Genomic DNA, 20,544 nt, shown 5'->3' with positions numbered 1-20,544 from the left:
GATATATCCTCGATACACCTATGTTTCTCCATGGACAGGAGTCTCGTTCAACACGACGGTTCACGCCGAACGTTCCTCCGTGGGGTCGGCGCACTCGCCGCCGGTGCGGTCGTCGCCGGGAGCGCTTCGACCGCACGGGCACAGCCGGGGATTGCACTTGCCGAGTGGTTCGTCGGCGTCGAGAACTTCGACGGCCTCGTGGACGCTCGTGGCACGGCAGAAGTCTCCATCAGTGTCGGGGCACCCGGTAACGGCGGTGGCTTCGCGTTCGAGCCCGCGGCGGTCCGCGTCGACCCGGGGACCACCGTCGTCTGGGAGTGGACCGGCGAGGGTGGCATGCACAACGTCGCGGAGAAGGCAGGCGGGTACGAGAGCGACCTCCTCACCGAGGCTGGGGCGACCTTCCAGCACGACTTCGCCGAGGAGGGCGTGAGTACGTACGTCTGTTCCCCGCACGAAGCGATGGGGATGAAAGGAGCGGTCGTCGTCGGTGACGTCGCGGTCGACATCGCCACGGGCGGTCTCGTCGAGGTCGAACCGGACTACGGCGACTGGTTCGACGGTGTCGAGAACTACGAGGGAACCGTCGACATGCGCGGGGAGGACGAGGTCCGCATCTCCGTCGGAGCGCCCGGGAACGGTGGAAACTACGCCTTCGAACCGGCGGCGGTCCGCGTCGACTCCGGGACGACCGTCGTCTGGGAGTGGACCGGCGAAGGTGGTGTCCACGACGTGCGAGACGTCGATGACGCCTACGCAAGCGACCCGACCGACGAAGCCGGCGCTACCTACACGCTCACCTTCGACGGTGATGGCATCAGCAAGTACGCATGCCCCGATCACGGTTCCAGCTACATGCGGGGTGCCATCGTCGTCGGGAACCCGGAAGCAGGCATCGTCGAGATCGGTCAGCCAGCGCTCGTGACCGGTGGCCTGCTGGCCGGGGCCGCCCTCTCGCCACTCGCGCTCCTGGCGTTCCTCCATCTCCGGGGCGACAGGGAGCGACGCGGGAAGGTGTACGCGCCGGGTGGAATCGTCCCCGAGAACCGCCGGCGTCGCGGTCGATGACATGCGGCCCGACCGAGGATTGAAATAGGAGTCGGCGGCCAACCGGGTCGTGTTCTGACCGTCGCCACACGCCCGGTCCGCGGGTGCACGGTACACCGGCGTGTGTCATTCCCGTACCGTCTGTTCGCCCGTACGTCACGAGGAGGACCCGAAGGTCGGTGGGTCGTCCCGTTCGCGTCCGCTCGAACGATGCCCTCACACTCGGTCAGGTAGCCGAAGGCGTCGTTGGCTGCCAGTGCCTCGCGAGCCGATGCTTCGTCCGTTACCGTCTCGCCGTCGACCAGCGCCCCGGCCACCTCGGTCGCCCTCGCTACGACGCGAACTTCTGGACCAGCCGGAGGATGGTGTCCCGCCAGCGGTCGGGGACGAACCGGACGAGCATGAAGTACTTCGCTGCCGCCCCGACCGGATACCGCGGGTCCGGGTTGGTGCTGCTCGCCGCGTTCAGGATGGTCTCGGCGACCGCCCGTGGCTTGACCGACATCGGGCTGCCGCCACTGACGGTGTTGGCGTCGTCGTACATCTCGTAGAGGTCGCCGTAGGCGTCCGAGCGCGGGAGGTCGTCGAGTTCGCTGTCGGCGCGGTCGTAGAAATCCGTCTCGACCGGGCCGGGCTCGACGATGACCACGTCCACATCGTGCTGGTCGACCTCGCCGCGGAGCGCGTCGCTCATCGCTTCGAGCGCGAACTTCGAGGCGGAGTACACCCCCGAGCCCGGAAGCGTGATGCGCCCGAGCGCGCTGGAGACGTTCACGATGGTTCCGCGTTCTGACTCGCGCATGTGCGGGAGCGCGGCGCGGATGAGCCGGTGTGGCCCGTAGAGGTTCACGTCGAACTGCTCGTGGACCTTCTTCGTCGGGACGTCCTCGACCGGTCCCATCTGGGCGAACCCGGCGTTGTTGACCACACAGTCGATGCGCCCGTGCTCGTCGACGATCCGCTCGACGAGGCGTTCGACCTGTCCGCGGTCGGTTACGTCGAGTTCCGCCGTCTTGCAGCCAGCGGCTTCGAGGTCCGCGATGTCGTCGGTGTCGCGCGCGGTCGCGTACACCAGCCAGTCCTCGTCGAGGAACGCCTTCGCCGTCTCGCGGCCGATTCCGGAGGAACAGCCCGTGATAAGCACGGTTTCCAGCTTCGGTTCGGGGCTCCCCGACCCCGTGTCGGTCGCCGGTTCCCCGGCGTCCGTGTCCGAGTCGTCTGTCATGGACCGGCGTTCTCCCGCCGGGTACCTAAGTGTCGATGGTTCGTTTCGCCTCGTCGGCGTACGAATCGGCGAGCCGGGTGGGTTCGGGGAGTTTGTACCGGGTCGCCAGCCGGGCCACGAGCTCGGCCGCCGTCTCGGCACCGACACGGTGGCCGGGACTGACGTAGAGTGGGTTTATCGACCGGTTCGGCGACTCGTACTGCCGGGTCTGGACCGCATAGCCGATGGTCGTCCCGGCAGGCGCGTCGACCCGGTCGTCGGCTTCGATAGCGACCTGCTCACCCACCGGGAGGTTCTCGGTCTCGCCCTGGGGCGTGCCACAGAGCAGGCTCTTCGCGACGCCGATGCTCGGCACGTCGAGGATGACGCCCATGTGGGTCGCGAGCCCGGCCTGCCGGAAGTGGATGCGCCCGCTCCCGTCGAACATGACGAGGTCCGGGTCCGAGTCGAGGGTCTCGAACGCATCGAGGATGGGCCCGCCCTCGCGGAACGAGAGCAGCCCAGGGATGTACGGGATGTCGAGTGGCGACACTGCGTAGGTCTTCTCCACCACGGTGTCACCGCGAAGGACGACGATGGCGCTCACGGCGCGGTCGTCGAGGAACGCCTGGTCGACGCCCGCGACGAGCGGCCCGGTGGCAGAGCCGACGCTGTCGGGGTCGAAGTCGAAGTCGTCCTCGAACACCGCGGCCTCGGCGACACGGCGCTGCTGTGCCTCCATCTCCTCCCGGGGCGCGCCGGGGTCGGGGACGAACTCGTCTCGCATCCCTCAGAAGGGGCCGCGACCGCCACCGCGGCGACCGCCGCCACCGAGCTGGGTTTCGCGTGGGAGCCTGACCTCTCCCTTGACGCGCTGCCCGTACAGCAGACCGATGGCGAGCCCGAAGAGGTGGGCCCCGTGAGCGACGTTGGCCTGCCCCGGAAGCGGAACACCGCCACCGAGGATTCCGGTGACGCTCAACAGGGCGTACAGCCCGGTGATGACCCAGATGGGCGTCGGGATGAGGAAGTAGATGAGGACGGTGAGGTTCGGTCGGATGATGGTCAGCGCGCCGAGCATCGCCAGGGCCGCACCCGAGGCACCGTAGAGCGCGGTCGGGTTACCCTGGATGAGCGCGATGCCGATCTGTCCGAGTCCGGCGAGGACGCCGCTTCCGAGGAAGATGAGCGTGTAGTCGCGGCTGCCGACGTACTCCTCGACCAGACGGCCGAAGAAGAATATCACGATGCTGTTCCCGGCAATGTGGCCGAATCCGGGCGCGTGGGCGAAGATGGAGGTGAACCACGCCCAGATGTACTCGGGGTGTGCGCTCTGGAGGGTGAAGATGTCGTACCAGAGCTGGCTGGTCCGGGGGCCGATGTCGAGGGCGACGGGGAGGATGAAGTACTGCAGCCCCCACGTGAGCCACATCAGCGCGAGGAACACGAACGTCATGTTCCCGCGGAAGTAACTCAGTGCGCCACCGCGACCGAAGCCGAGACCAGAGAGCGCCTTCGCGATGCCACCGCTCTCCTGCTGGCCCTTCCCGGTGGATTGTTCCTCCTGCCAGACCCCCTGTGGGTCACCCCACTGCAACCCGGGGCAGTCGTGCTTCTCGGGCAACCGGTGTTTGCCACAGAACTTCTCACCACACCGGTTGCACGTGTACGGCATACTGGTGTGGTCGCCGCACTCGTCGCATTCAGCCATTGAACTGACGTAAGCAGAGGAGACGCAAAGGAGTTTGGGAACGGGCGTGTCGCTCCTAATATCGAGCGATATCCGGGAAGTAACTATCCGGGGGTCGCGCATCGAGCGTCTCGCATCGCTCGTGTGGGGGTAGTGTCTGCGTCAGCGAAGGGGGTGATTGGGGCGGGCGGCGCTGTGAACCGCCCGCCGATGAACGTGGAATCGTCCGGGATTGGAGTTATCCGTCACCTTCTGTCGAAGGTTCTGACCGACCGCCATGTCGTCGATCGTGTGAACGAACGCCTCCCGGTGACGACTGTGAAATCGTCGCGGCGGGACTCGTCCGGGGAAAGGTCGAGTCCGGTCGCGTATCGGGCGCGGATTCGTTGGGTCGACATGGCTGCCTGGGAACTTGTGTTCCCTATCGAGTACGTAGGCTGGTTCGATTGTAAAGGTATCAACGAGTTCAGGCGTCGTATCGAGTCTCGATACGCGGTGGGTCGGGGTGCCACCGGACTGCCAATCACGGGGCGAGACAGGGTTTTTGACCCGGCGGGACCGACGTACAGGTGTGAAAGAGTACGAGAAGAAGCAGCTCCTCGCGAGGGCCGACCGCGAAGGAGCCACCATCGGCGCGAACATCCCCGACCGCATCGAGGTCCAGGGGACCGAACTCGACCTCCGGGAGTTCGTGTTCGAGATCAAACGCCGGGACACCATCCCGCCAGGTGAGCGCGAGCGCGTCGACGAGGCGAAGAAGAACCTCCGACGCGAGCGCCTGCAGCGCCGCCAGCGCATCGAGGACGACTGGGCGGAGCTCTCGCGCGAGGAGGGCGAGGAACTGGTCAACGCCATCATCGGCATCGACCGGGCGCTGAACGCGCTGGAGAACCTCGGGCCGACGAACCTCGAACAGGAGGCGATGGCACAGGAGGCCGCCGACCAGAAGCGCTGGATGAGCTTCCTGAAGAAAGCACTCGACCGCTAACCCATGACACTCAAACAGGACGTGGCAGACCGACTCGAAGAGATGGCCAACCTGCTCGAAGCCGACGGCGTCGAGTACAAACCGAACGCGTACCGCCGGGCGGCCGAGAGCGTCCGCGAGTACCCCGGCTCGTTCGAGGCACTCGTCGAGGAGGGCGAGGACGCCGTGAACGAGCTCGACCACGTCGGCGACGCCATCAGCGCGAAGATCGTCGAGTACGCCGAGACGAGCGAAATCGCGGAGCTGACCGAGATGCGAGAGCGCTACCCCGTCGACATGGCCGCGCTCCTGCGGGTCGAGGGCGTCGGACCGAAGACCATTGGCACCCTCTACGACGAACTCGGCATCGAGACCCTGGAGGACCTCGAATCCGCAGCGCGTGCGGGCCAGATTCAGGAGATCAAGGGCTTCGGTGCGAAGACCGAGCAGAACATCCTCGACAACCTGGAGTTCGCGAAGTCCGCGGGCGAGCGCACCTTGCTCGGGGACGCTCGGCCGGTCGCCGACTCGGTGGTCGGCCACCTCGAATCGGCCGAGGCCACGGAGTCGGTCGAGGTCGCCGGGTCGCTCCGCCGGTGGCGCGCGACCATCGGCGACGTGGACGTGCTCGTCGGGACCGAGGATGGCGAGGCGGTCATCGACACCTTCACCGACTGGGACGAGGTCGGCAGCGTCATCGAGGCCGGGACCGAGAAGGCCGCGGTCCGCGCCGACGGGCTCCGGGTCGACCTCCGGGTGGTCGTCCCGGACGAGTTCGGGTCGGCCCTGCAGTACTTCACCGGGAGCAAGGACCACAACGTCACGCTGCGGAACTACGCCATCGAGCGCGGCATGAAGCTCAACGAGTACGGCGCGTTCGATATCTCGGGTATCGACGACCCCGACGCTGGCCAGCGCGTCGGCGACCGCGTCGGCGGCAGTACGGAGGAATCGATGTACGAGGCCCTCGATTTACCGTGGATTTCGCCGGAGATGCGCGAAGACAGAGGGGAGATACGGGCGGCCGCCGACGGCGACCTGCCCGACCTCCTCGAGGAGGACGACATCCGCGGCGACCTGCACAACCACACCGACTGGTCCGACGGGAACGAGACCATCGCGGAGATGCTACAGGGGGCGGTCGACTTCGGCCACGACTACCTCTGCATCTCCGACCACGCGACCGGTCCCGGCGTCGTCGGCGGCGTCGGTGTCGAGGACGAGGACCTGCTCGAACAGGCCGATGCGGTCCGAGAGGCGGCCGAGGACGTTGACATCGAGGTGTTCACCGGCGTCGAGGCGAACATCGCGGCCGACGGCAGCATCTCGGTCGCGGACGAGGTCCTCGACGAGCTGGACGTGGTCGTCGCGTCCCCGCACGCCGCGCTGGACGGCGATGGGACCGACCGGCTCATCGAGGCGATGCAACACCCCGCAGTCGACATCATCGGCCACCCGACCGGCCGCCTGCTCAACCAGCGCAAGGGCCTGGATATCGACCCCGAACGTCTCGCCGAGGCCGCGGTCGAGCACGGCGTCGCCCTCGAGATCAACAGCAACCCGCACCGTCTCGACCTCTCGGGGAGTGCCGTGAAGTACGCCATCGACGCGGGCGCGACCATCGCCATCAACACGGACTCCCACCGGACCGCGACGTTCGAGTACATCCGCTATGGTGTCCACACCGCCCGCCGCGGCTGGGCCGAGGCTGCAGACGTGCTCAACACCCGAGACGCCGATGGCGTCCGGGAGTTCCTGCACTGACGACTGCTGAAGACCACCAGATGACCCGCTTCCTCCTCGACGTGATGTGCGGCGGCCTCACCAGCTACCTCCGGCTCTGCGGCCACGATACCGTCTACGCCCTCGACCGCGACGGGGAGGACGACGACCGGCTCCTGGCCATCGCGGCCGACGAACGGCGCAAGCTCGTCACGCGGGACGTACACCTCTCGAACCGGGCCGACGATGCGGTTCTCCTTCGCCAGCGCGAAACCGAGGACCAGCTCGCGGAACTCGCGGCTGCGGGCGTTTCGCTCACCCCGACCGACGTGCCGACGCGCTGTGGCCGGTGCAATGGCCCGGTCGAACGCGTCGCCGAAGGATCGTCGACTCCCGAGTACGCCCCTGACGACGACACGCCGACGTGGCGGTGCCGGGACTGCGGGCAGTGCTTCTGGCGCGGGAGTCACTGGGACCGGATGTGTGCGACGTTAGAACGAGTTCGGGCTGGGCAAGGATAGCACGCGGGTCGCGGTCAGTTGTTCGGTTCCCACGACTGGCAGGCTTCCATGTCGTCCATCTCCTCGTCGTGGTGGGCGCAGTAGGGCTGGATACCCCGGTTCGTCCGGACGTAGTCGAAGTGCGCGCAGTTGCCGCAGTAGCGGTCGGCGAGGTTCTTCGCTTCGGGGGCGGGCTCCTCGGTCCGCATGACTTCGGTGTCCTCGTCCAGCGGCGACCGGATGTCGTCCGGAGTCGTGCCGCCGTCGCTGGTCGGGGAGTTCACGGCCGGGTGGGTCGGCGACGAGTTCGACCACGAGCCAGACCCGGACGAGGCGCTGGACTTGCGGCCCGGCCGGTTCGTCTGCGTCTCGACGTTCCCGTCGGGTTGCGTGCCGAACATCCCGACGCTGCCGTACTGGGCGGCGCTGGCTTTCTCGCCCTCGACCTCGTCGACCTTCTCCTCCGGGACCTCGACGTACTTCGTCTCGCCCTCCCGGGTCACCTGCATGGTGACGGTCCCGCCGGGGTCGTTACGGGTCTTGAACGTCACGACCGCGCTGAACAGGCACCCGATGGCGGTGAACACGCCGACGAAGTAGACGACTGCGACGAGCAGGGTCATCCCCTGGCTCGCGGTCGGCGAACCGATCCAGTCCCCCGGGTAGACACGGCTGAACAGCGCGACGCCGAGCACGCAGACGCTGGCACCGATGGCCGCCGCGGCCCGGATGCGCCGACTCGCCGGCAGGACCGTGAACACGCCCACGAGCACGGCGGGGATGCCCAGTCCACCCAACACACCGGCTATCTCTCTCGAGCCGTAGATGTCGACGCCGAGACCGGCGAGGACGTCGGTCGCACCGACTACGATACCGAGGACCGTCAACAGCGCACCGGCGAGGAACAGGCCCATCCCGAGGTAGAACCGACGGAGGTTCTCGACCTCCCCGACGTTGTCCTCGTACACGTCCGCGAGGCTAGTCATGTCCCTCACTTACGCCCCACGACACAAAACAGTACGTCAGACATCGGCCAGCGAAGCGAAAGGTTGAATCGACGGGATTGCAAACCCCCGCACATGGCTGACGACGAGGAAGAGGAGACAGAACCTGCCGTCGAACTCGGGTCCGGTGACGCCGTCGAGGGCGCACCGCTGGCCCGCGTCACGTCCCGACTGACCTGGCCCATCCAGAAGAGCCGTCTCGAAGCGCTCGAGGGCGAGTCCACCATCCGGACGCCCGAGGGTCCGAAGACCATCTCGGAAGTGCTCGAGGATATCGACATCACCTACTTCGAGAAGCGCCAGGAGTTCGAGAACGCCGTCCGCGACGTGGTCGGCCGCGGTGCCGTTCCCACCGCAGACGAGTAACCCACCGTGTTCTCGACGGTCGTACGGTCTTTCGACGACGCCCGGTCGTGGCTCTCCGAGCGACTGTCCTCCCTGCGCCCATCGAACCTGAGCTGGACACAGAAGTCACTTCTGCTGGGCTTCGTGCTCGCGTTGCTGTGGATGGAGTTCACGCGCTACCCGCTGAACGAGCGTGTGGTCACCGACACGCTCATCTTCTTCGTCGGGCCGATGGCGCTCGCGCTCACCCACGGGAAGAACATCGGCTACCGGGTCGACTGGCCCGCGATTCGCAACACGCTGTTGCTGGCGCTGTTCGTCCTCCCGTTCTACGTCATCGGGTCATCGCTCCCGGGTATCCGGGCGTACTACCCGATGTGGGGTGACTGGGGCGGCACCGTCGCACTGGACCAGTTCGCGGTCCACGCACTCAAGCAGTTCTGGCTGGTCGTCGCCGTCGAGACGTACTACCGTGGGCTCCTCTGTGTCGGCGTCGGTGAACGCTTCGGCATCAAGGCCGCGTTCATCAGCCCGTTCGTCTACATGGTCCACCACATCGGGAAGCCACCGCTCGAAGTCGTCCTCTCCGGGCCGACGGACGTGCTGTTCGGCGCAGTCGACTACAAGAGCGACTCGTTGCTCCCCTCCATCGTCGCCCACGGCGCGGGGCTCGTCCTCCTGGACTGGCTCGTGTTACACGACCCGCTCATCCCCCCCGACACGGTCATCGGCTGGCTCCGGTGGCTACCGATTCCGGTGTGACCGGGTGCGGGGAGACACGTTTTTTGTTCGGTACGTGCAATTCTCTAGTCGATGGCACTCAACATCGACCCCGACCAGCTCGGCGACGACGACATCGGCAAGAAACGCGCGACCCTGGAGATGGACCACGAGGAGGCTGTCGAACACGTCCGCAAGGCGTTCGCGGACGCCGGCTTCGGTACACTCGTCGAGTTCTCGCCCTCCGAGGTCATCAAGGAGAAGACCGGCTCCGAGCACAAGCCGTACTACGTCCTCGGCGCGTGCAACCCGGAGATGGCGGACCGCGCGATGGAGATAACGCCAGAGATCGGCGGCCTGATGCCCTGTAACGTGGTCATCTGGGAGGAGGAACCCGGCCACCAGCACGTGTACCACGTCTCCATCATGAAGATCGCGCGGCTGCTCGGGATGGCTCCCGACGACGAGGCATGGGACGAGCTCGTCGCCGACACCGGCGAACTCGTCGAGCAAGCGTTCGCCAACGTCAACGACGTCTGAACCGCTATCGAAGGCCGACGCGCTGGTAGTAGTAATCGAGGACGAGCGAGACGACGACGAGCGCGAGCAAGCTGGCGACGGCGGGCGTCTGCCCGCCGAAGTCGACCAGCAGAAGCGACCACACCATGATAACTTGTATCAAGGTGTGCGCGACGATAAATCCGACGGCTACGGAAACCGATGGTGTTAGAAATCAGACAGCGACGACTGGAGCCCCGCGACGAGTTCCGATTTCCTGCGGAGGCGACCCAGTGAAACCGGAAGCCGCTGGGCCACCGTCCGGACCGCCTCGTGGAACGTCTCCGCCTCACCGTGCTCGCCGTCGAAGGCGTTCCTGACGCTCTCCCTGACCTGCCAGACGCCGACCGGTGCCCAGTAGTCGTCGCTCACCTCACGCAAGACCAGACACTTCGCCTGGCGGCCGCGGTCGGCGAGGTGTTCGAGAACGCCCAGCCGACTGGCGTAGTACGCACCGGCCGTCTCGTCGACGTACCCCGTCCGGCCCTCGTAGCCCTCCGAGGCGCTTCCCATCCAGATGTCGCCGGACTCGGCCGGGTTCCAGACGCTCCCCGGGGCCTTCATCTCGACGAGTTCGTACTCCCACTGCCCCGGCGCGAGGACGACCCAGTAGCGGTTGCCCATGAACTCGTTCTCCCACACCTCGACCGAATCGATGCTCGGTGCGTGGCGAATCTGCCCGCGGAGGTACTGCCCGATGGTATCGTCGACGGCCGTGATGGACCAGCGTGTCGGGACGAGCCGCCGGTTCTCGCCCTGGCCGAGCGCACCCGCCGAGAGGATGCGGTTCACGTCGTACACGTCGAAGCCCCGGCGGTAGAGGTACGTCATCGCGCCCTGGGCCTGCCAGTCGTCGTCCTCCAGCGTCTTCTTCACCGGTTTCGGGACGTACGGGTTCTCGGTGAGGTCGACCGACGTGGCCTTGGCTCGCGGGCCGCGCGGCGTGGCGATGCCGTCGTCGACGTCGAGGTCGAGGTTCGGTTTCCCATCGAGGCCGATCTCCAGGTCGACCGGGTCGCCCGCGATGGCCACCTCGCGCTGGACGCCGACGAAGCCGTCCCACACGTCGTTCACGTCGACGTTCGCCCGCCGGGTCGAGTTCAACAGGCCGGTCCGACGCTCGACCACGTCGCCGACACCGAGGCCCTGCTGGTACCACGCGCCGTCGGTGACGAAGTCCGTCGGGTCCCCCTCGGCGACCGGCGAGAGCAGGCCGGTCGACACCCGCGGGTAGTTGGTCCGACCGACGAAGATGGAGGGTGCCGTCGCCCCGAACAGGGAATCGCCCTGCACGGTCTCCTCGAACCGCGACTGGAAGTCCTGCAGGTAGTCGGTGATGGCGTAGGACTTCTCCTTCGCCAGCTGCCGGCGTCTGGCGTCCTCGTCGGGTTCGAGGCTCTCGATGTAGTCGTCGAGCCGCATTCGGTCGTGGTACGTGCCTGACGCTGATTAATCTTCAGACGTGTCGACGGAACTCACGAATGGCGAACAGGCGACACGCTCGGCTCCCGGTCGCAGTGTGTCGCACGACCGCTGTGTGCGACCGGGCGAGTGGTCAGGACATACCGCGAGTGGCCGCTCGCTCCGATTTAAATCGTGGCGAGCGTCCGCGCGGCCGTGGGGACCTCCCCAACCTGGATCCAGCCGTGTTCCTCGCGTCGGAGGATACGGCCCGGGGCGCGTTGCTGGAACCCGTCGTCGATGCGCAGGGTACCCGCGTAGATATCGTCCTCGTCGGCCGCCCAGGAGACGACGAACGACTCCTTCTCGCCCGGATACGGAACGCGTGTCGCCTCCCGGCCCGTCTCGTCGACTGGGGTCTCGAATATCGCACCGCCGGGGGCCGACGGTCCCCAGCCGTTCGCGGCGGTGTAGAGGGTCCCGTCGTGGGCGATGGACTCGCGGAAGTAGTTGAACCAGAAGTCGCGAAAGTCGGTGTCCTGTCGGAGCCACGACCGGCCCGCATCGGTGGTGCGGTAGAGGCCGTTCCCGGTGGCTGCGAGGTACTCGTCTATCTCCAGCGCGAGGAGGTGGTGAACGTCGTCGTGGACTCCGGCAGTCCGGTCGTTCCAGGTCGAGCCGCCGTCGACGCTGACGAAGACCCCACCCGGTTCGACACCGACCGCGAGCCTGTCGGGGGCGCTGCTGTGGACTGCCATGGTCCGGACTGTGGCGTCGTCGCCGGGCGCGCGGTCGCGCCAGCGGTCGCGGGAAGGCAAGTTCTGGAAGCCATCGGACTCGGCCCACGTCGACCCACCGTCCTCGGAGACGTAGACGGCCGCGGGCCGGATGCCGACGTACCAGTACGCCTCGTCGGGGCTGACGGCCATCGAGTGGACCGGACCGGCGAACGATTCGAGTTTCGTCCACTCCCAGCCATCCTCGGAGTGATAGAGACCGGCCGGTGTCGCGGCGAAGGCACCGGCGTCGAACACGCGAAGTCGATTGACCCGCGCGTCGAGCGTCCGTTCGACGGTCTCGAAGCCGTCACTGGTGCGAAAGAGACCCCCCGGGGTACCGATGAGCAAACCCATCGCCAACACCTCGTCCCCTGCTGGGTTAATGGTTACGCCGCATCTCATATCAACCAGGCTAGTTGAATCGTGTCCTGTAAGCAGAGCAAGAAGAATGCAGTCGCTCTGCGCTCGAAAATAGGAGAGGATTGCCGACGGGTCCTAGCTGTGGATGCCCATCGCTTCGATTTGTTCCTGATAGCGGTTCCGGATAGTGACTTCCGTCACCTGTGCGACGTCGGCGACCTCACGCTGGGTCTTCTTCTCGTTGCACAGGAGCGACGCGGCGTAGATCGCGGCCGCGGCGTAGCCAGTGGGAGACTTGCCCGAGAGCAGTCCCTTCTCTGCGGTGGTTTCGATGATTTCGTTTGCTTTCGTCTGGACCTCCTCGGAGAGTTCGAGTTCAGAACAGAACCGCGGTACGTACTTTTTCGGGTCGACCGGCTTCATCTCCAGGCCGAGTTCCTGGGAGATGTACCGGTACGTCCGGCCGATCTCTTTTCGTTCCACACGGGACACCTCGGAGATCTCTTCGAGACTTCGCGGAATGCCTTCCTTCCGGCAGGCCGCGTAGAGTGCACTCGTGGCAACGCCCTCGATGGAGCGACCCCGGATGAGGTCCTCCTTGAGCGCGCGCCGGTAGATCACCGACGCGACCTCCCGGACCGAGCGCGGCACACCGAGTGCGGACGCCATCCGGTCGATCTCGCTGAGCGCGAACTGCAGGTTGCGCTCGCCGGCGTCCTTGGTCCGGATACGCTCTTGCCACTTGCGCAGCCGATGCATCTGACTGCGTTTCTTCGAAGAGATAGAGCGCCCGTATGCGTCTTTGTCTTTCCAGTCAATAGTCGTCGTGAGCCCTTTGTCGTGCATCGTCTGTGTCGTCGGGGCTCCGACGCGCGACTTCTCCTGTCGTTCCTGATGGTTGAAGGCGCGCCACTCTGGACCGGGGTCGATTTTCTCTTCTTCGACGACCAGCCCGCAGTCGTCGCAGACGAGTTCGCCCCTGTCGGAACTCTTGACCAGATTGTCGGATTCGCACTCGGGGCACTCCCTGACCCCTTCTTGCTCGTCCGAGGATTCGGTCTCGAGTTCTCGCTCCCGCTGGCGGGTAGACCGTGTCATCGCACTTTTATAGTAGTAGTTCGGAGAGTCATAAACCCTTGGTATGATTCTGGCCTCTCTGGCCGCGACAGAAAGTCCCCCTCAGAACGAATCAGCAGACTGCGGCAATTCTGTCCAACTGACACTGAAATCGAATCAGAACGGTTTTACACCAGGTTCGGTGACGTTCGGTCAATGCCGGTCATCGAGTGTGACGTCGACGAGGCCCGTGAACGACTGGAAACCGCGGGTGCGACCGTCACCGACGGGAACACCGAACACGAACGCTGGCGCGCGGAGTACGGCGACGCGTCCGCGGTTGCCTACGACGAGAAGGTCGTGATCCAGGGCGCACAGCCGTCCGACATCGAGGCCGTCCTCCGCGACGGCGGCGGGCGCGCTCACTGCTACTTCGACGGTGCATCCCGCGGAAACCCCGGTCCCGCGGCCATCGGCTGGGTCATCGTGACGAGCGACGGGATCGTCGGTGAGGGCTCCGAGCGCATCGGGAACGCGACGAACAACCAGGCCGAGTACGACGCGCTCATCCGGGTACTCGAAGCCGCGCGCGACTTCGGCTACGACGAACTGAAGATTCGCGGCGACTCCGAGCTCATCGTCAAGCAGGTCCGTGGCGAGTACGACACGAACAACCCGACGCTGCGCGAGAAACGCGTCACCGTCCGGGAGCTACTCTCGAACTTCGACTCCTGGACGCTCTCGCACGTTCCGCGAGAGATAAACGAACGCGCCGACAACCTTGCGAACGAAGCGCTTGACGATGCCTGAGGACGCACATCCGGACGAGAACGAGACGGAATCGGCCGGCGAGACCGAAGACCAGGAACTCCCCGAGGACGTGGTCGAGGAGGCAGAACGCCTCACGCGCCTCGCGAGGGAAGCAGTCGACGAGGGGGCGGTCGAGTCCTACGAGACGCGACGGACCGGCCTGCTGGAGGACCACGAGTTCACGGCCCGCGTCCGCGACGACGACGAGGGCGAGACACTCGTCCTGCACCCGGACGAGTGGGTCGAAGACGACGTCATCCGGACCGACCGCATCGAGGACACCGACCGGGCGGTCGAGGTGTCGCTCTCGGGCCCGGGCGAACCCGAGGAGTGGGACGAAGTCGCCGAACAGAACGACGAACTGGTCGACGCCGTGGCAGAGGCACACGGCGAGGTCCACGCGAACAACGCCAGGAAGCTGGCCGACTTCATGGGCAATCACTACGCCCGCCCCGCCGACACCGCGACGAGCGCGGAGCTACAGGAGTTCCTGGAGTGGTACTATCCGCGCAACGCGTGGCCGACCGAGGAGGAGAAAGCAATGGTCGAGTCGTCGCTACGGCTCGTGTTCGAAACCGCGGAAAAACGGGTGCCCGATCTGTCGTCCTAGTCGAGGAGTGCGCGGACTTCGTTCGCGCGCTCTTCGTCCTCACCGATCTTCGACAGCGTCCACTGGAGCTGGTCCATGACGGCGTCGTAGCCGTCGTCGGTCAGCTCGTACTGGTTGGTCCGCTTGTCGAGTTCGCTCTTGTCGATGAGTCCGAGCCCGACGAGTTCGTCGAGGTTCGGGTACAGGCGGCCGTGGTTGACCTCCGTCCCATAGTAATCCTCTAGCTCGCGTTTAATTGCGAGACCGTACATCGGCTCCTTTGCCAGAATGACCAGAATGTTGTGCTGGAACGCGGTGAGCTCACGCGCGATGCCCTGTTGCCCGGTGACTGCTTGTGCCTCTGACATACCTTACTAAATGTCACCAGGCTATTTAACACTTCTCAACTATTAGTGCATTTACTTGCAGTTCCGCCGACCCGTCACTCCCTAGACTGCCTGAGGTGTTGCGATTTCCGGTTCCTGTTACTTTTTTCCAGTTACCGTGCCGTGATATCGTGGCACACAGCCGTTCGCCCGAGGATAAACTGTGACGAATGGGTAAATACGAAAGGACTTTCCGCCCCGTACTCCCACGCCAGAACGTATGGCGAATCTCTGGGAAGACCTGGAAACTGGCCCGAACGCGCCGGAGACCATCTACGCAGTCGTCGAGTGCCTGAAAGGCGAGCGCAACAAGTACGAGTACGACAAGGACATCCCCGGGGTCGTCCTCGACCGCGTACTCCACAGCAACGTCCACTACCCCTCCGACTACGGGTTCATCCCGCAGTCGTACTACGACGACGAGGACCCCTTCGACGTGCTCGTCCTCGTCGAGGACCAGACGTTCCCGGGCTGTGTCATCGAAGCCCGTCCCGTCGCGCTGATGAAGATGGACGACGACGGCGAGCAGGACGACAAGGTCATCGCGGTCCCGACCGAGGACCCGCGCTTCGACCACATCGAGGACCTCGAAGACATCCCGCAGCAGCAACTCGACGAGATCGACGAGTTCTTCAAGACCTACAAGAACCTCGAGGCCGGCAAGGAAGTCGAGACGCAGGGCTGGGAGGACAAGCAGGCGGCGAAGGACGCCATCGAGCACGCGATGGACCTCTACGAAGAGAACTTCCAGTAACGACCGTCTCCGAGTCCGATTCTTTTCAGTCGAGCACTGCTCCGAGCGGGCAGACGCGCAACGCACCGGTCAGCAACAGCGTCGCACCGAGGACGCCGAGAAGGACTCCGAGTGACGTGCGCTGGAAACCCGCACCGGCGACCATCCCTGCAAACACCGCGACCGACCCCAGCCCGACGCGGAGCATCTGGCCGGTGTCGTCTACGTTTCGTTCCATGGCCCCACGTTCGGGTACCCCCCTCAAAAACGTGTCTCGTCCGCCCGGCTCGGACTGCCCGACACGCCAGCGATACGAGAAGATACGCTCTGGTAATGTCGGGCCGACCCCCGATAATTTATGAGCATGAGTAATTTTATCCGGTGGTGCCCCGTACATCAGGATAGAGATGGCCACCAACAGCGTACACCCGACGACGAAGGTCGAGCCCCGCGAGACGACGGAATCACGCGAATCAACGGGTGGCGTCGGGATGCACCACGTTACCGTCGTCCCCACGAACTTCGAGCGGTCGTCGCGTCGCGACGAGTAACGAATTTTTGCCGGGAGTCGTGACCTGCGGCCTGATTGAGTAGTGAAAAGAAGCTTCTTGTAGTCGACTGCAGTACGGGCCGATATGGGTCTCTTCGACCGTCTTCGTGGCGACGACACGCCCCGCGTCGCGTTCTTCGGCATCGACGGGGTACCGTACAGCCTCATCTCCGACAACGAGGAGCGGTTTCCGAACCTGACCGCGCTCGCTCGCGAGGGGAGTGCCGCCCCGATCGACAGCATCGTTCCTCCCGAGTCCAGCGCCTGCTGGCCGTCGCTGACGACCGGTGTGAACCCCGGCGAGACCGGGGTTTACGGCTTCCAGGACCGTGAGATCGGCACCTACGACACCTACGTCCCCATGGGCGACGACGTCCAGGCCAAGCGCCTCTGGGACCGCGTGGAGGAGGACGGTCGCGATTCGACCGTGATGAACGTCCCCGTGACGTTCCCGCCCCAGCGCAACGTCCAGCGCATGGTCAGCGGCTTCCTCTCCGTCAACGACATGAGCAAGGCCGCCTACCCCGACGAGTTCGGCGAGCACCTCGATGCCGCCGACTACAAGCTCGACGTCAACGCCAAGCTCGGGCACAAGGACGACAAAGCGGAGTTCATCGAAGACGCCCACCTCACGCTGGACAAGCGCTACGAAGCGTTCTCGCACTACATCGATCAGGACGACTGGGACCTGTTCTTCGGCGTCTTCATGACGACCGACCGTGTCAACCACTTCCTGTTCGAGGACTACGAGCGCGACGGCGACTACAAACAGGAGTTCCTCGACTTCTACGAGAAGGTCGACGACTACCTCGGCAAGCTCCGCGAGCAGCTCCCCGATGACGTGACGATGGTCGTCGCGAGCGACCACGGCTTCACCACCCTCGACAACGAGGTCCACCTCAACGAGTGGCTCCGCCGCGAGGGCTGGCTGGAGTTCGAGACCGACGAGCCGGAGGAACTCGGCGACATCTCCTCGGACGCCCGCGCCTACTCGTTCATCCCGGGACGCATCTACCTCAACCTCGAAGGCCGTGAGCCGCGTGGCTCGGTCCCGCAGGACGAATACGAGGCGGTCCGCGACGAACTCAAGGCCGACCTCGAAGCCCTCGAAGGCCCGAACGGCGAGAAGGTCGCCGAGCGCGTCGTCGAGAAGGAGGAGGCGTTCCGCGGCGACCACGACGACATCGCGCCGGACCTCGTCATCATCCCGAACCACGGCTTCGACCTCAAGGCCGGCTTCAAGGGCCACGACGAGGTGTTCACGAAGGGTGCCCGCAACGGGATGCACAGCTTCGACAACGCCTCGCTGTTCATCGACGACCCCGAGGCGAACATCTCCGACGCCGACCTCTTCGACATCGCGCCGACCATCCTCGACCTGCTGGAGATCGACTTCCAGCGCACCGAGTTCGACGGCGCGAGCCTGGTCTGAACGAGCGAGAGAACTTTTTTCACCCGAGTCGCGGTACGAATCATCATGAGTGACACGCCCGCGACGAGCGTCGTCTCCTTGCTCGTCCTCGGTGCTGGTCTAACGGCCCTGTTCCTCGACGTGAACAACTGGTGGGTGATCTTCGTCATCGGGTACGCATTCCTCCTTCCCATCGTCAGCATCCTCTCCGGCGAGGACGACGATGACGACCTCCTGAACGAGACCGACCGCCGGATGGACGAGGCACTCGACGGCGCCTTCGACGGCAGGTCGGGCGACGACCTCTCGCCTTCGAAGCGCGACGCCCTCGACACGCTCCGCGAGCGCTACGCACAGGGCGAACTCTCAGAGGAACAGTTCGAACGGAAACTGGAGACGCTGCTGGACACGGAGACGCTGGAGGACGCACGGGCGCGGGTGGAGCGAAACAGGGAACCGGAGACCGAGTTGAACTGAGTTCGGCTCAGAACAGGTCTTCGAGGTCTTCGTTGCGGAAGTTCGCGGCGTGGTCCTCGGGTGCTTTCTGTTGGTGCTGCTGGGCCTCGCGAGCGCGCTCCATGAACTCCTCGATGCGGGGCGAGCGCTCGACGCCACCGAGGAGGACGAGCGCGGCGATGCGGTCCGAATCCAGCGGGAAGTCGCCGCCACGGACCTGCATCGAGCCGGTCTGGTCCTCGACCCAGCGCCGGGCGCGTTCGACGCCCTTGCGCGGAATCGCCTCGGGGCGACCCGCGATGACCAGCAGTGCAGAGTCCGCCGTGACGGCATCGGGAAGGCTCGTCCCGGTGAACAGTGCGGACCGGGTGACGCTGGTGACGGCGTTGATGTTGTCCTCGGCAGTCTCGCCCGAGATGGCGCTGGCGTAGCCCATGCAGGCGATGCCACCCTCGCGGAGCGTGTTGATGACCTCGGAGGTGTCGACGACGCTCTCGCCGACGCCCTCGACCGCCTCGCCCGAGGCGAACAGCAGCCCGATACGCTGGGCGATGTTCTGGTTGATGCTGTCGAAGGCCCCCTCGATGGATTCGCCGGCGTCGTGCCAGGCGTCGTTGTCCACGAGGATGGTCGAATCGGCCTCGCGCACGACGGTCTTGAGTGACCGCCCGGCGTTGGCCTGGTACATCGACCCCTCGCCACGGCCGGGGAGGACGCCCAGCGCGTAGATGGGAAGGTCGTAGACGCGCTGGAGTTCGCGGACGAGGACCGGGGCACCGCCGGAGCCGGTTCCGCCGCCGAGGCCGGCGATGACGAAGATGGCCTCCGCCTGCGCCGTGATCTTCCCGTCGAGGCTGTCCATGACCTCGATGGCGTCGTCTTGCATCACCTGTGCCCCGAGTTCGTTGTCACCGCCGACGCCGTGCCCTTTCACCGTATCCTGGCCGACGAGTTGCGTCTCGATGTCCAGATTCTGGAGGTCTGCGTGCGCGGAGTTGACCGCGAGCGCACCCTGCACCGCGTCGAAGTCCATGTTGTAGTCGAACTCGGCCAGTGACTGGGCGATCTTCCCACCAGCCTGTCCGACACCGATCAGGACGACTTTCATACTATCGGCTTCCGCAGAGCGGGGGGTAAAACGTTCCGACTGAGGCTTTAAATACCAGGCCGCGGCCAGTGGCGACATGTCCGACCAACTGAACGACCGACTGCGGGCGGTCGAGCGCGCCATCACCGACGACGATGCGGTCTCGGGAACGATGGGTGTCGACTCCCTCGGGACGGCCCCGGAGGCGGGACCGACCAGCGAGACCACGCCGGGCGAGCGCGGGGCAGCCAGGCTCACCGACCGGCTCGACGAACTCGAGGCAACCGTCGCCGAGCTCGACGCCGCGGTCCAGGCGCTCCGCGGGTACGCCGGGAACGTCCGGAGCGTGAACGAGCGGGTGGAGAAACGCGCGGATGGAGCGCTCGCCGCGGTCGAGTCGCTGGAGGCCCGGGTCGAGGAACTCGAAGCCAGTGCCCGGAAGCAGGCCGAGCGAACGCCCGACCGCGCCGAACCACCCGACAGTGCGCTGGCCGCCGAATGGGCCACAAGCACGAGCCGTCGCAGCGGCGGGTCAGCCCGCCAGTACTCGGAGGGTCCGACCGACGAGCCCGACCCGTACACGATACCAACTCCCAAGGAGGACAGCGAGCAAGGGGGACTCCTCACCCGTATCCGAGAGGTCCTGTGAGCGTCCGTCCCGTCCTCTCGGTCGTTCTCGCGCTGGCGCTACTGGCCGTGACTGCGCCGGCACTGGACGACGCTCGCGAGCACAGGAGCGACCAGCAGGTCTCGACCGACCTCGCCCGGCTGGAACGCGCAGCCGACGGCCTCGCCGCCAGTGAGGACCGAACCGTCGGGGCGGGAGCGCGTCGAGTGGTGACGGTTCGGCTCCCCGGTGATGCCTGGACGACCCGCGAGGTGGAGTGGGTCGCAGTCGGTGGGGTGCCCGGCGACCCGGACTCGCGTCTCCTGTCGTATCGACTGGCTGGCGGAGCAGTGCAGCAGGTCCGGACCGGCGTCGCCCTGCACACGGCTGACGGCACACCGCTGGTCCTGGACGGGAGCGGGAGCCATCGTCTCGTCCTCACCCTGGCGGCGGATGGGGTCCACGTTGCCCGGTCGTGACCGGTGTCGGTCCGGTCGCTCACCGACCGTCCCCGACCCGTCTCGTCCCCGAGTTTAAATCCGAGACCGGGGCCACCGCCGGT

26 protein-coding genes are annotated in these 20,544 nt (G+C 65.7%); 15 read left to right on the top strand and 11 right to left on the bottom strand.

All coding sequences use genetic code 11. The annotated features are described in order from the left end of the window. The first annotated feature begins 30 nt into the window (after nt 1–30). Nucleotides 31–1,068 carry a halocyanin domain-containing protein gene (locus tag ACSC1S_RS03685; RefSeq protein WP_435363203.1) on the top strand — a complete coding sequence of 346 codons (1,038 nt, stop codon included), beginning with the start codon at nt 31–33 and terminating at the stop codon, nt 1,066–1,068. 310 nt (nt 1,069–1,378) lie between these two features. Here the strand turns inward: ACSC1S_RS03685 and ACSC1S_RS03680 are convergent, their stop codons facing one another. From ACSC1S_RS03680 to ACSC1S_RS03670, 3 genes are read right to left on the bottom strand one after another with little or no spacing between them, the layout of a single operon-like run. After that, a complete protein-coding gene (locus ACSC1S_RS03680; RefSeq protein ID WP_435363202.1) occupies nt 1,379–2,272 on the bottom strand; it encodes an SDR family oxidoreductase in 894 nt (297 codons plus the stop codon). A gap of 25 nt (nt 2,273–2,297) precedes the next feature. Then, complete coding sequence (locus ACSC1S_RS03675; protein WP_435363201.1) at nt 2,298–3,038, bottom strand: endonuclease V; 741 nt, start codon at nt 3,036–3,038, stop codon at nt 2,298–2,300. Nucleotides 3,039–3,041: 3 nt separating this feature from the next. Continuing rightward, a complete protein-coding gene (locus ACSC1S_RS03670) occupies nt 3,042–3,962 on the bottom strand; it encodes a rhomboid family intramembrane serine protease (RefSeq protein WP_435363200.1) in 921 nt (306 codons plus the stop codon). A gap of 550 nt (nt 3,963–4,512) precedes the next feature. Here ACSC1S_RS03670 and ACSC1S_RS03665 point away from each other — a divergent pair. The 3 genes from ACSC1S_RS03665 to ACSC1S_RS03655 are packed head-to-tail and all read left to right on the top strand — an operon-like array spanning nt 4,513 to nt 7,151. Beyond that, on the top strand, nt 4,513–4,929 hold the full coding sequence (locus ACSC1S_RS03665; protein WP_435317505.1) for a DUF5788 family protein: 417 nt from the start codon (nt 4,513–4,515) through the stop codon (nt 4,927–4,929). A gap of 3 nt (nt 4,930–4,932) precedes the next feature. Next, the gene (gene polX, locus ACSC1S_RS03660; protein WP_435363199.1) at nt 4,933–6,672 is read left to right on the top strand and encodes a DNA polymerase/3'-5' exonuclease PolX; all 1,740 of its coding nucleotides are present in this window, start codon (nt 4,933–4,935) and stop codon (nt 6,670–6,672) included. A 20-nt stretch (nt 6,673–6,692) separates the two neighbouring features. Further along, the gene (locus ACSC1S_RS03655) at nt 6,693–7,151 is read left to right on the top strand and encodes a Mut7-C RNAse domain-containing protein (protein WP_435363198.1); all 459 of its coding nucleotides are present in this window, start codon (nt 6,693–6,695) and stop codon (nt 7,149–7,151) included. Nucleotides 7,152–7,165: 14 nt separating this feature from the next. Here ACSC1S_RS03655 and ACSC1S_RS03650 read toward each other — a convergent pair whose 3' ends face one another. After that, complete coding sequence (locus tag ACSC1S_RS03650) at nt 7,166–8,116, bottom strand: cell division protein CdpA domain-containing protein (protein ID WP_435363197.1); 951 nt, start codon at nt 8,114–8,116, stop codon at nt 7,166–7,168. Between the two features lie 93 nt (nt 8,117–8,209). Here ACSC1S_RS03650 and ACSC1S_RS03645 point away from each other — a divergent pair, with 93 nt between their 5' ends. Genes ACSC1S_RS03645 through ACSC1S_RS03635 form a run of 3 tightly spaced genes read left to right on the top strand, consistent with a single transcriptional unit; the run spans nt 8,210 to nt 9,739 of the window. Beyond that, on the top strand, nt 8,210–8,500 hold the full coding sequence (locus ACSC1S_RS03645) for a DUF5789 family protein (RefSeq protein ID WP_435317500.1): 291 nt from the start codon (nt 8,210–8,212) through the stop codon (nt 8,498–8,500). A gap of 6 nt (nt 8,501–8,506) precedes the next feature. After that, complete coding sequence (locus ACSC1S_RS03640) at nt 8,507–9,241, top strand: CPBP family glutamic-type intramembrane protease (RefSeq protein WP_435363196.1); 735 nt, start codon at nt 8,507–8,509, stop codon at nt 9,239–9,241. A gap of 51 nt (nt 9,242–9,292) precedes the next feature. Beyond that, the gene (locus tag ACSC1S_RS03635; RefSeq protein ID WP_435317498.1) at nt 9,293–9,739 is read left to right on the top strand and encodes a DUF302 domain-containing protein; all 447 of its coding nucleotides are present in this window, start codon (nt 9,293–9,295) and stop codon (nt 9,737–9,739) included. Between the two features lie 4 nt (nt 9,740–9,743). Here ACSC1S_RS03635 and ACSC1S_RS03630 read toward each other — a convergent pair whose 3' ends face one another. The 4 genes from ACSC1S_RS03630 to ACSC1S_RS03615 all read right to left on the bottom strand — a co-directional run bounded on the left by ACSC1S_RS03630 (nt 9,744) and on the right by ACSC1S_RS03615 (nt 13,395). Continuing rightward, nucleotides 9,744–9,866 (bottom strand): hypothetical protein, encoded by a 123-nt coding sequence (locus tag ACSC1S_RS03630; RefSeq protein ID WP_435317497.1) that lies wholly within the window; start codon nt 9,864–9,866, stop codon nt 9,744–9,746. A gap of 59 nt (nt 9,867–9,925) precedes the next feature. Beyond that, nucleotides 9,926–11,179, bottom strand: a complete 1,254-nt coding sequence (gene nreA, locus ACSC1S_RS03625) for a DNA repair protein NreA (protein ID WP_261650456.1) — start codon at nt 11,177–11,179, stop codon at nt 9,926–9,928. 167 nt (nt 11,180–11,346) lie between these two features. After that, complete coding sequence (locus tag ACSC1S_RS03620) at nt 11,347–12,291, bottom strand: WD40/YVTN/BNR-like repeat-containing protein (protein WP_435363195.1); 945 nt, start codon at nt 12,289–12,291, stop codon at nt 11,347–11,349. Nucleotides 12,292–12,432: 141 nt separating this feature from the next. Then, on the bottom strand, nt 12,433–13,395 hold the full coding sequence (locus tag ACSC1S_RS03615; protein WP_261650453.1) for a transcription initiation factor IIB: 963 nt from the start codon (nt 13,393–13,395) through the stop codon (nt 12,433–12,435). Between the two features lie 174 nt (nt 13,396–13,569). Between ACSC1S_RS03615 and rnhA the strand changes: the two genes are divergently transcribed. After that, the gene (gene rnhA / locus ACSC1S_RS03610; protein ID WP_435363194.1) at nt 13,570–14,163 is read left to right on the top strand and encodes a ribonuclease HI; all 594 of its coding nucleotides are present in this window, start codon (nt 13,570–13,572) and stop codon (nt 14,161–14,163) included. Further along, nucleotides 14,156–14,773 (top strand): DUF7108 family protein, encoded by a 618-nt coding sequence (locus ACSC1S_RS03605; protein ID WP_435363193.1) that lies wholly within the window; start codon nt 14,156–14,158, stop codon nt 14,771–14,773. The genes rnhA and ACSC1S_RS03605 overlap by 8 nt, the downstream gene beginning before the upstream one ends. On the opposite strand, the gene ACSC1S_RS03600 is transcribed toward ACSC1S_RS03605, so the two are convergent. Then, nucleotides 14,770–15,120 carry a PadR family transcriptional regulator gene (locus ACSC1S_RS03600; RefSeq protein ID WP_261650450.1) on the bottom strand — a complete coding sequence of 117 codons (351 nt, stop codon included), beginning with the start codon at nt 15,118–15,120 and terminating at the stop codon, nt 14,770–14,772. The two genes, ACSC1S_RS03605 and ACSC1S_RS03600, sit on opposite strands and share 4 nt — an antisense overlap. Before the next feature lie 238 nt (nt 15,121–15,358). Between ACSC1S_RS03600 and ACSC1S_RS03595 the strand changes: the two genes are divergently transcribed. Further along, the gene (locus ACSC1S_RS03595; RefSeq protein ID WP_435317492.1) at nt 15,359–15,892 is read left to right on the top strand and encodes an inorganic diphosphatase; all 534 of its coding nucleotides are present in this window, start codon (nt 15,359–15,361) and stop codon (nt 15,890–15,892) included. 25 nt (nt 15,893–15,917) lie between these two features. On the opposite strand, the gene ACSC1S_RS03590 is transcribed toward ACSC1S_RS03595, so the two are convergent. After that, a complete protein-coding gene (locus ACSC1S_RS03590) occupies nt 15,918–16,109 on the bottom strand; it encodes a YgaP family membrane protein (RefSeq protein WP_435317491.1) in 192 nt (63 codons plus the stop codon). 169 nt (nt 16,110–16,278) lie between these two features. On the opposite strand from ACSC1S_RS03590, the gene ACSC1S_RS03585 reads away from it, so the two are divergent. From ACSC1S_RS03585 to ACSC1S_RS03575, 3 genes are all read left to right on the top strand, one after another. Beyond that, nucleotides 16,279–16,422, top strand: a complete 144-nt coding sequence (locus ACSC1S_RS03585) for a hypothetical protein (RefSeq protein ID WP_435317490.1) — start codon at nt 16,279–16,281, stop codon at nt 16,420–16,422. An 84-nt stretch (nt 16,423–16,506) separates the two neighbouring features. Then, entirely contained in the window at nt 16,507–17,853 is a 1,347-nt protein-coding gene (locus ACSC1S_RS03580; RefSeq protein WP_435363192.1) for an alkaline phosphatase family protein, read from the top strand. 45 nt (nt 17,854–17,898) lie between these two features. Then, complete coding sequence (locus ACSC1S_RS03575) at nt 17,899–18,309, top strand: SHOCT domain-containing protein (protein ID WP_435363191.1); 411 nt, start codon at nt 17,899–17,901, stop codon at nt 18,307–18,309. 7 nt (nt 18,310–18,316) lie between these two features. Here ACSC1S_RS03575 and ACSC1S_RS03570 read toward each other — a convergent pair whose 3' ends face one another. Beyond that, nucleotides 18,317–19,396, bottom strand: a complete 1,080-nt coding sequence (locus tag ACSC1S_RS03570; protein ID WP_435363190.1) for a tubulin/FtsZ family protein — start codon at nt 19,394–19,396, stop codon at nt 18,317–18,319. A gap of 76 nt (nt 19,397–19,472) precedes the next feature. Here ACSC1S_RS03570 and ACSC1S_RS03565 point away from each other — a divergent pair, with 76 nt between their 5' ends. Then, nucleotides 19,473–20,024: a DUF7310 family coiled-coil domain-containing protein gene (locus ACSC1S_RS03565; RefSeq protein WP_435363189.1), complete on the top strand. Its 552-nt coding sequence runs from the start codon at nt 19,473–19,475 to the stop codon at nt 20,022–20,024. Continuing rightward, nucleotides 20,021–20,461 carry a DUF7311 family protein gene (locus tag ACSC1S_RS03560; protein ID WP_435363188.1) on the top strand — a complete coding sequence of 147 codons (441 nt, stop codon included), beginning with the start codon at nt 20,021–20,023 and terminating at the stop codon, nt 20,459–20,461. The genes ACSC1S_RS03565 and ACSC1S_RS03560 overlap by 4 nt, the downstream gene beginning before the upstream one ends. Nucleotides 20,462–20,544 lie beyond the last annotated feature (83 nt).

It is taken from the genome of Haloarchaeobius pelagicus (genome assembly GCF_051207375.1).
Lineage (GTDB): Archaea > Halobacteriota > Halobacteria > Halobacteriales > Natrialbaceae > Haloarchaeobius.
The sequence above is the reverse complement of the archived record's forward strand: the minus strand, read 5'-3'. Positions and strand labels throughout refer to the sequence as shown.